This window comes from Dysgonomonas sp. Marseille-P4677, assembly GCF_016652235.1.
In the GTDB taxonomy this organism is placed as follows: domain Bacteria; phylum Bacteroidota; class Bacteroidia; order Bacteroidales; family Dysgonomonadaceae; genus Dysgonomonas.
This window is the reverse complement of sequence record NZ_JAEPKU010000103.1, coordinates 1-15,210: the sequence shown is the minus strand read 5'-3', so window position 1 is coordinate 15,210 and position 15,210 is coordinate 1. Positions and strand designations below refer to the sequence as shown.

Below are 15,210 nucleotides of genomic sequence, written 5' to 3'. Positions count from 1 at the left end.
ATATATTATATAGTGAAACAATATCTTTGTGAGTTTTATCTAAATTTTGATAGTATGGTTTTATGTAATTGATAATATCTTCTTCTAAATTACTACTCTCAGATATCAATGAATTTTTTTATTAATGATCTGTGCAAGTTCTTTTGAGACTTCTACATTAAAGGCTGATACTTTTTGATAATCATGCAATAACTTTTGTAATCCAATATTAATGGTTTCAAGTTCAATATTTAGTTTGTTATATTCTTCTATTTGAGAGGCAGTTAATCCTGCATTCTCCTTTAATGTCTTAATGTCTTTGTGAGTTTTATCAAGATTATCTTTTAGAACTTCGATATTACCTTTCTCCGATAGCTGCTTATTTAATTCTTTTAACTGTCCTCTTATTTCAAAATATTCATTAATTAGATTTTCTCTTTGTTTATCGTCTTCTCTTAATTCCAGAATAAAACTATTATAAAGCTTTCGAGAATCAATATTTTCGAGAATAAGTCCTCTCACTAATTTGCGAAGTTCATTTCCAACTTTATTCCCCTCTGGTTCAGCTAATCTTGATAGATAGTTTTGTGGGATATATTTTATTTCTGGAATAATACTGGGTGTATTATCGGCTCTATTTGATAGTATTGATTGAGCAGAAGGAAGTTTAACTTCTAAATCAAACTCCTTCTCAAAGTCATATTTATATTTATTTTCATCATTTTCCTTTTTTAGCAGCGATCTATCTGTTAAGAAGGCTTTTGCAATATAAAATAAAAGAATAGATTTGCCTGATGATTTACCTCCAATAATATATCCTCCGTAATCGATTAGATCCGATTCATTTATAAGACCTGCATATTTAATCTTAAATTCTTTGTCTGTTATCAACAAGGTATTATTTTTCAAGTGTCCTAAATGTTCATTGCCTTGACCATCTAGTGTTTTAAAGACATACCCATCAGATAAACAAACAAAATTATAAAATCCAAAAGGGAGTTTGAGCTGCCCAATAAACTCACGATTAGGAGTAAAGGATATCAAAAATGGATAGTTATATACTATTAATGTGGGTGTTTCATAGTCATAAGCCATATCTGACAATCTATTAATCTCACCTGGACCATGGCCATATTGAATCCTTTTGATAAATTTTCCATTACTATCAAAGATAACAAGACCACCTCCTTTAAATTTATCGTGAATATAAATATTAAAATCCGTTACAATTATTTTGTAAATATCGCTTAGTAAGCTATTAGCAGTAGTTTCGAGTGGAATAAGTTTTATATCTTCTATGAGTGCCCCAAGTTCGTAAGTTTGATCTTTTAAAAATGGATTTAAGTTAATCTTTATAAGATTAGCAGAGTTATATATTAGATTCATTGTACTATCAAGATATAATGATTCTATTTCTTTTTGTGAGAAACGTTCCGTCCTTTGTTGTTTAATACATGATGTACTAATTATTGTAATTATATAAATTAAAATAGTTCTCATTTTTATTTTTTGATTAAAGAAGTTTCTATAGAAAGATATTCATCCGAAAATAAATATCTTTCTGTTTTTAAATCATGTTATTAACAAGATATGGGTGTACAATTTACTGATCCATACGCACATGTGATTTCATTCCGATTACTTGGATTTACCTGAGAAGAGGAATGTTGACCACTTGCACTTACGTTTGTGCCTGCATAGTCTACAGAAGTTGATCCAGATGTGCTAGAAGAACTACTTGAAGGACATGGTCTTTCATACTCCCTCTCATCCTGTGTTAATCCTTGGCTAAGCCATTGTGTCCAATCATTCCATTCGCCACCTGCCAATGCTTCGGTATTATTTAAATTTAGATAAAACGTATCCGAGTTCTGAGTATTCAGATTCAGATTTACAATTAAATATAGCGACAGCCGCAATAGCAAGAACAACTATTCCATGAATTATTTTCTTTTCATTTTAATTCAAATTTTAGTTTTAAAATCATTTAGTTGTTTTTAACTGTATCTATCATTTCAACAGTTCGAACTCACGTAGATTTCAAAATATAATACTTACTTTTGTATAACCTCCTTTCTTTTTTATTGAGAAGGGAAGGTGGGGCGGGGTGCTATTGTCTAGCTTTGCAAGAGGAGACAATTCTCCGCCCTTTCCCTTTTGGAACTATCCTTTTACCATACTCTTTACAGATAGAGGGATAGAACCTCTTTTTGTGTTACAAAATACTGTTACCGTTTTTCTAAAATATCCTGTGGCATCAGGAGTCACCTTTACTTTTATCTCAGTCTTATCTCCGGGCTTTATAGGTTTTTTATCCCATTCGGGAACTGTACAACCGCAGGACGCAGAAATATCTTTTATCAATAGAGGAAATTCTCCTGTATTCTTTAAGATAAAAGTGGCTATAGAAGTCTTTTGCACTTTGGTGTCATTGAGTTCTATTTCCGTATGCTCTGCTTCTACCGTAGTTTGACGGATATTAGTTTGTTCAGTATTTTCCTTTCCGGTAATACTTTGTTTATATAAATCCCATATTTTAGGATTGAGAGTGGGGTTCCCAACTATAATCACTTTATTATCCTTATCTAATAAGAAGCACTGATAGCTTATATTATCAGGTATTTTATTTATGGCGTTCAGTTTACTTTCATTATCTATATAAACTGTCTGTGTGAAATTGTCACGTCGCAATAAGAATTTAAGTTCCTTTTCGTCTTTCGGTTGAAAATAAAAATGAAAACTTACTTTTCTTGCCATTTCTGACTCTGCTTCTTGTATAAATGTATTCCATTTATAAAGTTGTAGCTTACAGCTGGTGCACCCCGTAGAATCAGTATAGACCAACACTTTATATGGAGTGTTATTTTCTGGGCAAACCGTATCGCGTCCAAGATATGTACAGCCTATATCAGTGGGCAGAATAATTTCTTTACCTATCCACTCTGCAACAATCTTTTCTGCTTGGGCTTTTTTATCGTCTTTTTTTACAAGATAACATCCCCAAAAGGACAAACATTAATAAAAAATAAGAGGAGTACTTCATGAGCCTTTTATTATTTATTCAATTTCTAATTTAGTATCATATTTGATTTCTATTCTTTTATACAAGGATTCTATCTTCTTTTTCTTTAGTATATTTTACCAAAATATCTGTTCTATGTTATAAAATCTTTCGTTTATCTCAAATATTCGTTCATCCTTTCCCTGAGTGTGATTTTTCAAATATAACAAAGCACCTTTGGGTATATTATATACAAGAGAATCACTCACTGCTTCTGTTTTACCTGCTGAGATCCATTCTCCTTTTTTATCATAAAATAGTTCGTAAATATCTCCCACATTTATAAAATTGTCTCTATTGCGGGCTGTATAAATAATCTTTCCTATTTTTTCCGGTTGTTTTAATTTTAACCCTACCCAACCACCATCCGGTTTGTGATAAGTAAATGATGTTTTAGTATCTCCATCAAATACATTGGCATAATTGTGTGTCTTCTCGATCTCTTCAGGATTATGGGTTCCGATAGGATCTCCAAATAAGGGAACCGAGTCATTATATTTGCTGTAAAAAGCTATTTCCGCAATATTGCAATTACTATCCTTCGGTCCAATATATCGCAGATAACGGTATTCTTTATTATTCTCAATTTTTAGGACATTCCACTTTCGTAGAGGTCTGTTTTTTATAATAAACAGCGTATCCTTTATTTTGAAATCAGCTCTGTTACTTCCCTCAAAAACACCTTGCACCATTTTCCAAGGATAGGTTGGATGAGGATGGAATTTATGAAGTACCACAATTTGTTCGATCTCTCCATCTGCATCAAAATAACGTATGTTGCCATTTTCTCTTTCAAGCAAGAATGGGTCACTAAGGGGTTCTATTTTGTTATCCAAACAAGTTGCTAATCGGAAAATTACCCCTCCTTCAACATATTGAAATGAAATACTATCCATTTTTTGCCTGTAGCTTATACAATCCAGCGGTATCCAGTTTTGCCAACTTGATGAACACAAATAAACGGGTGTGTTATCAGACAGCTTTCGGTAAAGTTTTTCTTTCGGTATTACGACTGGGTGCTCCCGTTCTCCGGCATATAAAGATGTTACATCTTTAAATCGGGGATATCTGAAGGCCTGAGGTATATTCGTTGGACTAATTCCTATCTCATCAATTATTTTTTTGTTTATACTAAAAGTCTGCCGATGGGTCTTTCCCTTTGACCACCAATAAGTCTCTGTCGGTTCAGGTTTATCTGATGCATAAGTTATAGAGCAATAATAGCTTTTACCTTCTTTGTCCAAAATAAAATTCCATTCATGCCCGGTATTACTATCTCCCCTGACAAACATAAAATCCCTTCCGCAAGGAATCCCCAATGCCCTGAATATATAGATCAGTATATCTGTACTCTCCCTGCAATATCCCGAATACCAGTTTACAATATCCGGTCCAACATGTGGCCCATGAAATATATATGAAAAATAAAACGGAAATCTCTTTTTAAGGTGTCTCTGCATAAATTCAGCCACAAACAAAGGGTCTTCAGCTTGAGGCAATGATCGTATACTATCTAATACGGGATTAAACTGTTCATATATTTTTTTTCTCCATGGTATTAGTTTTTCATCCCCTATTCTGTAAGGTAAGATGTACTCACAAAAATTTTCGAATGAAACATTCTTTCCCCAAGGCTGTTCTCTCCACACTTTGAATGACCATTCGATGTTATCTATTAGATATTCTGGTTCTATCTGTATGTCTCGTTTTATTATTGCGTTTTTATAATTGAAATTTCCATATATGGAAGAAATAGAGTCTAACACCTCTTCCGGTGTATACTTTCCGGTACAATGTAATTCGTATAACCTATGATAATTATCCACGGCTTGTCCCTCATATGAATGATGATAAGGGAGGTTTTCAATCAAAAATATTGCAGCTTTTAATTTTAAAGAATCATTCTTATATTGGTCCAATACGATATTTAAGGACTCATTTTTTTTTAATATTTCATTCAGAGACAAATAGGGCGTGTTCTTCTCAAAACATCCATAAATGAAGACCAAAATGGGAATAGTGATAACAATACTTCTGAAAAGGATTGGTTTGATTTTATTTTTCATAAGTATTAGGCTTTGATAAAATAATTAACAATTTGTACATCTTAGTTTAGATTTTAACAGAATCGTTTGCAATGTAGTATCTTTTTTTAACATAAAAAAGATTAAGAAAGACCAGTGTTATTCTATTAATATTATATAATACAATATGTTTCCTGAGTATATTCTCTCTGAATAGAGGTCTACTTTTATATTGTTAATTTTCATAAAGAATAGGCAAAATACAATAAATAAAATATGTTAATTTTTTATTTGATAGAAGATTAATTTATCTATGACTTTCAACTAGCTTATAATTTCCGTGAAAAATAATAATTGAGTAGTTTTAGGCTTATGATCTTTCTATTTTGGTTCTTCTCCGAATCTTTAGAATTAACATACCTCATATCAGCCTCTTCCTTGTTTTGAACCTTGGATCGCTCTATGATTCCTTATATTCAGTGTATGATTTATCCTCTTTCCATAGGTATGGATATTTATAATCTATTCCACCCCACCATTTGACTTTGGCTTTTGTGATGCAGTCGTGTTCAATCAGGATTTTATCCCTAATACGCATCTCATACTTTCCGTATTTAACAAACTCATCCGGATTCTTATCACTGGGAAAAGCCTTCTTCTTTTCATCATTGAGGAACACATAGGATGAAAACTCCCCGCCCCCGTCCTTCTTTTTCATATTCTCCAGATAAATAAATCTTCCGTCTTCCAGTGTTTGCCACTGTTGTAGCGTTAATTTCACTCCGCCAATAATGCATGTTTTCGGTTTACTCCCGGTTAGCTGTTGTGCTTTGCCAGGCTGTTTCTCCTGTCGCTGTTTATCTCTTACTGCCTGTTCCTGTCGTACCTCAATATTCCTTTCAAACTCTTTTCTGAGATTGCCAAAGCTGAATTTCCGATCAATCTGTGAACCTTTAAAGGCAATACCGTCATACCGGAACGATATCCCTTCGACCTCTCCGGTAGTCCGTTTCAGCTTAAATTCGGTTTCAATACCTGCTTTTTGGAGTAATAATTGTAAGTCTTTTTCATTCTTGCAGCGGGGTAATGCCGCTTTAACCGTATCGTAAATATAGTACTTTACCTTGTCGGGATTGTGATGCTTGACAATGATATACTGGGTGTTGTTAATACCCATTTCCTGCATATATTCTTTAGCTAACTGTACCATAAATCATTGGTCATCCGCTCTTTATCTTCCGGTGCGAACGATATGGGTATATGCCCGACAGGCTGTTTGATTTCTTTTCTTCCAGATCACTGCCTGGCAAAGCTGCAGATCATATCCTTTATATTATCCGCCCATACACCTTCGGCTTCGAGCAGCTCCGCCGTTTCATTCATCACATAGTTGACACATCCCTTAAACGACTAGTCTTTGATATTTTTAGCGATCATTCAGCAGCTTTTTGATTTTAGTGGTAAATATTACCATAGCCCACCATAAAGATTCGGGATTAGAAACCAAGTATTCGATCATTGGTTTTATCCCTAATACATTGGGCAGAAAATGATTAAACTTTTCTCCAATATATCTGGCTTCGTCTTGGATCAGTTTGTTTTCGAGAATCAATCTTCTCCAAAAAGCAGAGAAATATGTCCAGCCTACAACTAGGTGTAAGGCTAATATAAAGGTTCCTGATAAAAGATATGTATGCTGTAATTCTTGATTATTATATTTCATAAACAGATAATTAATTATTTAAAATTGAATACACTAAAACCCAGGTAAAATAATATTATTTTACCTGCAATAAGAATGCTCTCTAAATCAAATAATTAATTTTCTGTAAACCAGAAATATGGGGATTGAAGATGTCATGTTGGGATCAGATCCTGTACTTTGATAAAGTAAAATATCAGTCGGTACTACAGGCTGGGTAAGAAAGCGTTCAACGGTCTGCTTCTGCTTGATATTAAGCCACTGTTTTTCGCTTTTCTTCTGATAGAAGTATAGGCACATATGCTATTGCTTACCTTACTCTTTTCTATTTGTGCCGATGTATTGACAGAAATATCCAATAGCTGTCTGATATCTTGCTTTATTGAGCAAGGCAGGCTTGTGAGTATTGCCAACAAAGTAATAATACGTCTACGCATAATTGTACTCTAAATTGTATGCCAAGATAATATTTGAAAAGATATATAAGTAAGCAAACAAAGGTGATTTTTTTGTGATTTTTAAGAGAAAATCTTCCAGTCCCTCTGTAAGTCTTATCTTTATCTAATAAATAATTCAAATTATATCAAATACACCCTTAGCCAAAACTTTTGCTCCCAAATTTATATTGTCATTAGGAATGATCTCTATCCAGTCATTATTACGATCTCCTATCTTAACTAAAGTTTTTCGGAATGTATAAATGCCATCTTTTTCAGATTCAAGAATCAGTAAAAAATTGCTCCCTTCTTCTGTTATGAGGGCATCAACAGGAATACTTAATACTCTCCGTGAATCAACAATTAGTTGTGCTTCTATAAACATACCTGTTAATAATTTTTGCTTCGTGTCCGTATCTAATGAAGCATAGACATTTATAACACGTTCGTTTCCTCCAACCGATTTTCCTATTTGTGAAACCTTTGCTTCAAATTCATTTATTCCAATCTGTGGGACTGTAAATTTCACTTTTTGTCCAATTTGAAGATTGAATACATCTTTTTCAAATACAGCTAACTCCAGATGCATAGCTTGTGTTTCTACGATCTCCATAATAACATCAGTTGGAGAGATTGCCATTCCTATATTAGCATTGATTGAGGTTATATCACCTGATATAGGAGAGTAAACTGTGATAAAAGATGAAAAATTACCTTGTTCTACCTTAGACGGATCAATATGAAGCATAATCAATTTCTGGCGGAGACTCTCATAGGTTGCTTTTGCTCGTTTATAATTACTCTCAGCCTCTAAATATTTTTTTTGAGACGATATATTTTCTTCAAACAAGGTCTTTTGCCTTTCATATTCCGATTTCAGATATTTTATTTGTCCTGCTGTTTCCAAATAAGATTGTTGTAAATCAATATACTCCGGACTTTCTAATGTTAATAGAGCCTGACCTTTGACAACTTTATCTCCTACAAGTAAAGATGTGGATTTTACATATCCTCCGACAAAAGATGTGACTTTAGCTCTACTTTTGGGAGGAACGTCTATTTTTCCCGAAGCTTTCATCGTATTATCAAACTCTCTTTCTTCCAGAGGTGCAATCTCCATTTTCATGGAATTGAATTGTTCTTGTGTGATTTTCACAATGGAACTTTCTACCTGTAAACTATTTTCTTCTTCTGAAGTCTTTTTCTTTTCTCCACAAGAACTAAAAGATGCTAATAGAGATACGATCAATATATAATAAAAATATTTTTTCATCATTCGTTAAAGTTAAAGTAGTGTAATTCTAAATACGATTTATTGTATGAAAGGACATTATCCAGATAATCAATTTCTATACTGATAGCGTTTTCCATACTCTGAATATATTGAAAAAAATCTATCTCTCCGTTTTTATAACTCATATCGGCTGTTTTTATAATCTCTTTTGATAGGACTTGTCCGTTATCTGTATAATACTTTATCATCTCCCGATGCTGAGATAATTCGGCTTGTTTTTGCAAATAAAAACTCTCCATTTGGATCTCACGGTTATTTCGCATAGATTCCCAGCTTTGTTGTTCCAACCTGGCAGTCTTACGTTTCGACACATTTCCATTAAAAAATAGAGGGATAGCTACTCCTATCTGAAATCCATTCTGCCTGTATCCTAAATCTTTATTTGTACCTGTAAAAAGCTCAATACTTAGATCGGGCAACCAATTTTGATTTTGCAATTTTAATTGAGAAGAATATGTGTCACTGATTGTCTCCATATACCTTTTTTGCAATTCCTTTCCTATACTCGTAGCATCCAGATAAAGTAAACTTAATTGATTATTTGAAATATGGTAATCATCTTCGCTTTGGACTAATGATTTCAGTTGTTCATATAGAGCCTGTTTTTGGCTCTTCAATTGAATAAGAGTTGTATGAATTTGTTTTGATTTAGCCTCTGCTGTAATCTTTTCCAGATAATTTGTTTCACCTAATTCAAACTTCCGACTCCCAGCCTTTGAGAAAGCAGAATAAAGACTATCAAGCTCTGTATAGAGTCTTTCTTTATTCTGTGTATAAACAATTTGTTCATAAACAAGAGAAATATCAAGTGCCAGTTTATTTTTTTGTATTTCATATTGTATCAGGCTCTGTTCCCATTGTGATTTATAGACTTTTCTTTGTGCTCTGTAAATAGTCGGTAAAGAAAATCTTTGTTCTATTCCGAAAACTCTTAAGGCCTTATCATTTGGGGCGATATTGTTTTCGTCATATCCATAATAGACCGTTGTCTTATCAAAATCGAAAGCTGTATTAATATTTGCTTTAGAAGCCTGTGCCTGTAATTGATAAGAACTTAGCCCTTTATTATTAATAAGAGCCATTTCTATTAACTTGTCTAACTCCAGATTATTATTTTGTGAATAAACAGTCGGGGTAAATAAAAATAATGCTCCAAGTAATAGAATATTAAATATCTTCTTCATCTTTAGTTAGGTTTTTATCAAACGTCTTAAAAAGAATAGGTAGCACAACCATGGTGAGAAGTGTCGCCGTAAATAATCCTCCAATAACAACTGTAGCCAAAGGTCGTTGTACTTCAGCTCCTGCTGAAGATGAAATTGCCATTGGCAAGAAACCCAGCGCAGCAGCTGCTGCTGTTAGCGTTACTGGACGAAGTCTGTCCGTAGTTCCCTTCAAGATCAGTTCATCTACATTCTTCATTCCTCTGTGTTTCAACTCTTTCAGATGTTCAACCAAAACAATACCATTGAGTACAGCTATACCAAATAATGCAATAAAACCTACTCCCGCCGAAATACTAAAAGGCATTCCTCGTAACCAAAGCAATAACACTCCACCTACTGCTGAAAGCGGTATAGCTGTGAATACGAGCATAGTTTCCCTTATCGAACCAAAAGCAAAATATAAAAGAACAAATATTAAACACAAAGCAACAGGGACAGCTATCATCAAGCGATTCTTTGCATTCTGTAAATTTTCGAACTGTCCTCCATAAGTTACGGAATACCCGGGAGGCAAATTAACTTCTTCATCAATAATAGTCGAAATATCTCGAACAACACTCTCCATATCGCGATTACGTACATTAACACCAATGACAACACGTCGTTTGGTATCGTCACGGGATATTTTCGCAGGGCCTTCGGAATATTCGACATTAGCTAGTTCACGTAGAGGAATCTGCCCTCCGGCAGGAAGCGGAACCTGAAGGCTTCTTAAGTCTTCAATATCGTTACGAAATTTCTCTTTCAATCGTATAACCAAATCGAAACGGCGTTCACCCTCGAAAACATTGCCAACTGTGGTACCTGCAAATGCCAGCGCAACTATATCATTGATATCTGAAATATTTAATCCATATTGAGCTATGCGTATCCGATTATAATCGACTGTCATTTGTGGAAGTCCGTCAATTTTTTCTACAATGATATCAGCTGCCCCTTCCACATCAGTAATAGCATGTTTTATCTGTTCAGCTTTTTCGGCTAATACATCCAGATTTTCTCCAAATATTTTAATTGCTACATCGGAACGTGTCCCTGAGATAAGTTCATTAAAGCGCATTTCGATAGGTTGTGTAAACTCTATCTCCATATTAGGAATGGTCGCTTCCAGCTTTTCTTTTATCTTGTCTGCTAATTCATCTTTTGATGTGGCTGATACCCATTCGCTTTTCGACTTAACTTTGACAATGATATCACTTTCTTCCATCGACATGGGATCGGTAGGAACTTCGGCAGCGCCAATACGGCTCACGATTTGTTGAACTTCAGGAAAATTATCTAAAATAGTTTTCTCTATCAGTGTGGTGGTCTCTATCGTTTTTGCCAATGATGTCCCGGTCTTCAATACTGGTTGAATAACAAAATCACCTTCATCGAGTTGAGGGATAAATTCGCCACCCATTCGGGTAAATATGAGAATAGCTAATCCAAGTAATGCTACTGCACCTATTATAGTTTTCTTGGTGTTTTTCAAAGCCCAAGTGATAACAGGGAAATAGCTACGTGTCAGGAGTCTCATGATACGGACTGTTACGCTATTCCTTTTTTGTTCTTGTGGTTTGATTATTAACGAAGAAACAACAGGCACATAGGTTAAACAAAGTAATATGGCTCCTATCAATGCGAAGCTGAATGTTAAAGCCATTGGACGAAACATCTTTCCTTCTACCCCTGAAAGCGAAAGTATAGGTATAAAAACAATCAATATTATTAGTTGTCCGAATATGGCTGAATTCATCATCCGAGAAGAACTACTCAAGGTTATTTTGTCTATTTCTTTTCTTCTATCTGACGAAGAGTAGTGATCTAATTTAGAAGCATTAGCAGTCATTTGTGCAGACACAAACTCAACGATAATTACAGCACCATCTATAATAATCCCAAAATCGATAGCGCCGAGGCTCATCAGATTGGCATCAATACCAAAGATACGCATCAGCGATATTGCAAATAAAAGAGAAAGTGGTATTACCGATGCAACAACAATACCCGAACGAAAATTTCCCAAAAGCAATACAACAACAAATATTACAATTAAACAACCTAGAGTAAGATTTTCGGCAACTGTCATCGTCGTTTTGGCTACTAGTTCGCTTCGTTCCAAAAAAGCATTGATATAGACACCTTCGGGTAGCGACTTCTGTACCTCATCTACTCGTTCCTTCACGGCATTGATAACTTCTTTCGAATCAGCACCTTTAAGCATCATAATTTGCCCAAGGACTTTCTCTCCTTCGCCATTGCCTGTTATTGCACCGAAGCGATTTGCACTGCCTAACCTTACCGATGCTATATCCTTAATAAGAACGGAGATACCTTCTGCGTTTTTTACTACAATATTTTCAATGTCTTCGATAGAACTTATTTTGCCTTCACCACGGATAAAATAACTTTGATTGACTTTCTCTATGTAAGCGCCTCCCGCTACACTGTTATTCTTTTCCAGGGCTGTTACTAAATCTCCGGTAGTAATCCCCATTGCCTTCAGGCGGGATGGATTTACGGCTACTTCATACTGTTTGAGGTAACCTCCCCATGTGTTGATTTCTACTACTCCCGGAATACCTGAAAGTTGTCTTTTCACAATCCAATCTTGAATCGTCCGTAAGTCGGCAACCGAATACCTGTCCTTATACTCAGGCTTTACATCTAGAATATATTGATATATTTCGCCCAGCCCCGTTGAAATAGGTCCCATTTCGGGGGAGCCAAAGCCTTCAGGAATCAACTCTGATGCTGTTTTTATTTTTTCAGCAATTAATTGTCGGGGGAGGTAAGTTCCCATATTCTCGTCGAAAACAATGGTAACTACGGACAGCCCAAATTTGGAAATGGAGCGAATTTCCTGTACGCCTGGTAGATTTGCCATTTCCATTTCGATAGGATAAGTGATAAACTGTTCTATATCCTCTGTTGAAAGGTTGGTAGAGGTTGTAATAACCTGAACCTGATTGTTAGTTATATCAGGAACGGCACCAATGGGTATATGGAAAACAGAATAAATGCCATATATGAATATGGCTAATGTAAACAGTAAAATAATAAGTTTTCGGTTGAGACTAAACCGTATAATTTTTTCTAACATCTATCTTTGTTTTTCCGTGTCGAAGATTATAAACAAAAATAGGAATATGTTAAAACAACTAGCTTAAGATTTGCTTAAGATTGAGGAATTTGCAGTTTGACAATTGTTCCTAAGCCTTCTTTACTAAGTATTTCGATATGAATATTTAATAAAGAGCAAAATCTTTTAACAATTGATAATCCGAGTCCAAATCCCTTGATATCAACGTGATCTGAAGAACGATAGAATTTGTCAAAAATCTTCTTAAGATCTTGTGCTGGAATACCTTTTCCATTATCTTTTATTTCGAAAATAGTAAATTCCTTTTCCTTTCGGATATCAATTTCTATAACTCCATCTTGATGAGAGAATTTAACTGCATTGGAAATAATATTATTGAAGATAGTTGTAAAGAGATTCGTATCAGTACTCAAATAAACAGCTTCGGGCGAAATCTTATTCTTTATGGTGATATTCTTCTGTTGAATATTTTCTGAAAGATATTTAAGTGTATTGTTAATAATCTGTTCTATATTTACCTCTTCAAAACTTAAGGACATTTTCTGATTCTCAAAACGGGTGAGAGTTAATAGTTCATCTACTAAATGATTCAAGCGGTCAATCTCACGCAAACTATATTTTACTTTTTCTTCATACTCTTCTCTTTGTCTTGGTTTTCGAATAAGAACCTCCAAGGTCCCTTTTAAAACAGCCAAAGGAGTACGAAATTCGTGGGAAGCATAAGATGTAAATGACTTTTCCCGCTCGATCGTATTTTCTATACGGTCCAATAGTTGATTGATAGTATCAGAGAGTACATACAGCTCATCTTTATTGTTTGGTAAAGGGATACGCTCCACCAGATTGTCTCGTGTTATCTTGTTCGATGTATTTATAATATCGTTAATCGGCTTAATACTTTTTCCAGCTATAAATCTTGCAACGAAGAATAATACAATAAGTATGAAAGGATAAGCGATAAGTAAGATGTGGCGCAATGTATCCAATACCACTTCTGAACCTTCACGAGCTACTGCAACGAGTAAATGTCCAACCTGTTTACCATCTTCATTAAGAATGGGAACTTGAACTTGTCTTATTCTTTTTTCGGCAAGCTCTCCATTAAAAAAAACATTGTTTTCTTGATCGGGGTCGTATAGTAAATGACTGTTTTTTAGGTTTGGAGATTTATCGATAAGGTTTCCTTTAATATCCAAAAATTCAATAAAGACAGGATCAACACCAACTGTGTTATGTTCGCGTTCCATCCATTCTTTATGCCTTTTTAAGGCGATTGTGCCATTTTTTACTTCTATTTCTTGCGAATGACGTTCAACTTCACTTTGAAGGTCTTGATTCAGATGATTCGATACGTTAAACTCTACTACCATATAAATGGTAATAAACACTAACCCTATTAATAATGCCGTGGTAATGATATAATTTAGGGCAATTCTATTTCTAAAAGAAAAATTTTGCATATTATTCGTTAGCTATATATCCTACACCCCGTATAGTTTTAATGTAACCATTATCTTTATCTAAATTCAATTTTTTACGTATAGAATTAATGAATACGTCAATGACCCCCGTATCGTATTCAAAATTAATACCCCATACTTTTTCAATAATCTCATCTCTTCTGCATACAGAACCTTTGTTCTTTATAAGAAATTCAAGCAATTCAAATTCACGCTGAGTCAGGGCAATAGAGTCGGAATCAATTTTCACTTCATAAGTTTCTGTATTTATACAAATGTTACCTAAAGAAAGAATAGACTGTTCTTTTTCGTTGCGGAAATGAATTTTTATCCTTTCTAATAATTCCTCAAAGCTAAAAGGTTTTTTGATATAATCGTTTGCTCCTGACCGTAAACCTTCGATTGTTTCCTGAACTGTATCTTTTGCCGTTAAAAATAAGATGGGAGTCTCTGTGTTGTGTTGGCGAATAGTTTTACATACATCTATACCTGAAATTTTCGGAAGCATCCAATCGAGTAAAATAAGATCTGGTTTCTCTGTAAAGAAATATTCTACACCCTGTTCACCATTAGTGGCGATAAGGACAATATAATTTTCTTCTTCAAGCCCTTGCTTTAGAAAATTATAGATACCAGGTTCATCCTCAATAATTAGAATATGTTTCATATCTTCACAAAGATAGGATAAATAGTTTTATAGTTTTATCATTACAATTATCTCCAATGACTAGTTTATTCCAAGAAAGCCACTTGTCTTCATATGTTCCTCCTTTATGACCAAGTCTATATGCTAATTGGCAATTAGTACTTCCTGTTTGATCTCGCCACGGAGCTATAGTGAAAAGCCCTGAATAGGTAGATACATTTTTTAGATTAATTATATGATTTAATGTGAAATCAAAATTAACCACTTGTCTGTAATTTGATGGTCTTCTATCAACA

General features: G+C 34.3%; 12 protein-coding genes and 1 pseudogene. All 13 read right to left on the bottom strand.

Annotated elements, in window-relative coordinates; genetic code table 11:
- Nucleotides 1–105 precede the first annotated feature (105 nt).
- Nucleotides 106–1,479 (bottom strand): 6-bladed beta-propeller, encoded by a 1,374-nt coding sequence (locus JGH11_RS14935; protein ID WP_201113147.1) that lies wholly within the window; start codon nucleotides 1,477–1,479, stop codon nucleotides 106–108.
- Nucleotides 1,480–1,559: 80 nt separating this feature from the next.
- On the bottom strand, nucleotides 1,560–1,904 hold the full coding sequence (locus tag JGH11_RS14930; RefSeq protein ID WP_201113145.1) for a hypothetical protein: 345 nt from the start codon (nucleotides 1,902–1,904) through the stop codon (nucleotides 1,560–1,562).
- A gap of 238 nt (nucleotides 1,905–2,142) precedes the next feature.
- On the bottom strand, nucleotides 2,143–2,991 hold the full coding sequence (locus JGH11_RS14925) for a DUF1573 domain-containing protein (protein WP_201113144.1): 849 nt from the start codon (nucleotides 2,989–2,991) through the stop codon (nucleotides 2,143–2,145).
- Between the two features lie 126 nt (nucleotides 2,992–3,117).
- Nucleotides 3,118–5,106, bottom strand: coding sequence for a hypothetical protein (locus JGH11_RS14920; protein ID WP_236264015.1), 1,989 nt, complete (start codon nucleotides 5,104–5,106; stop codon nucleotides 3,118–3,120).
- A gap of 418 nt (nucleotides 5,107–5,524) precedes the next feature.
- Nucleotides 5,525–6,274 (bottom strand): DUF3945 domain-containing protein, encoded by a 750-nt coding sequence (locus JGH11_RS14915; RefSeq protein WP_236264014.1) that lies wholly within the window; start codon nucleotides 6,272–6,274, stop codon nucleotides 5,525–5,527.
- A gap of 249 nt (nucleotides 6,275–6,523) precedes the next feature.
- Nucleotides 6,524–6,787: pseudogene (locus JGH11_RS14910) on the bottom strand (TQO small subunit DoxD); the annotation flags it as partial.
- Nucleotides 6,788–6,972: 185 nt separating this feature from the next.
- Entirely contained in the window at nucleotides 6,973–7,203 is a 231-nt protein-coding gene (locus JGH11_RS14905) for a hypothetical protein (RefSeq protein ID WP_201113140.1), read from the bottom strand.
- 136 nt (nucleotides 7,204–7,339) lie between these two features.
- A complete protein-coding gene (locus JGH11_RS14900; RefSeq protein ID WP_236264013.1) occupies nucleotides 7,340–8,479 on the bottom strand; it encodes an efflux RND transporter periplasmic adaptor subunit in 1,140 nt (379 codons plus the stop codon).
- Complete coding sequence (locus tag JGH11_RS14895; protein ID WP_201113138.1) at nucleotides 8,476–9,681, bottom strand: TolC family protein; 1,206 nt, start codon at nucleotides 9,679–9,681, stop codon at nucleotides 8,476–8,478. Before JGH11_RS14895 ends, JGH11_RS14900 begins: the two co-directional genes overlap by 4 nt.
- Nucleotides 9,665–12,808 carry an efflux RND transporter permease subunit gene (locus JGH11_RS14890; protein ID WP_201113136.1) on the bottom strand — a complete coding sequence of 1,048 codons (3,144 nt, stop codon included), beginning with the start codon at nucleotides 12,806–12,808 and terminating at the stop codon, nucleotides 9,665–9,667. Before JGH11_RS14890 ends, JGH11_RS14895 begins: the two co-directional genes overlap by 17 nt.
- Before the next feature lie 74 nt (nucleotides 12,809–12,882).
- Entirely contained in the window at nucleotides 12,883–14,178 is a 1,296-nt protein-coding gene (locus JGH11_RS14885) for a HAMP domain-containing sensor histidine kinase (RefSeq protein ID WP_236264012.1), read from the bottom strand.
- Between the two features lie 91 nt (nucleotides 14,179–14,269).
- On the bottom strand, nucleotides 14,270–14,935 hold the full coding sequence (locus tag JGH11_RS14880) for a response regulator transcription factor (RefSeq protein ID WP_201113132.1): 666 nt from the start codon (nucleotides 14,933–14,935) through the stop codon (nucleotides 14,270–14,272).
- Between the two features lie 4 nt (nucleotides 14,936–14,939).
- The coding region (locus tag JGH11_RS14875) for a hypothetical protein (protein ID WP_201113130.1) at nucleotides 14,940–15,210 on the bottom strand (271 nt) is incomplete at its 5' end.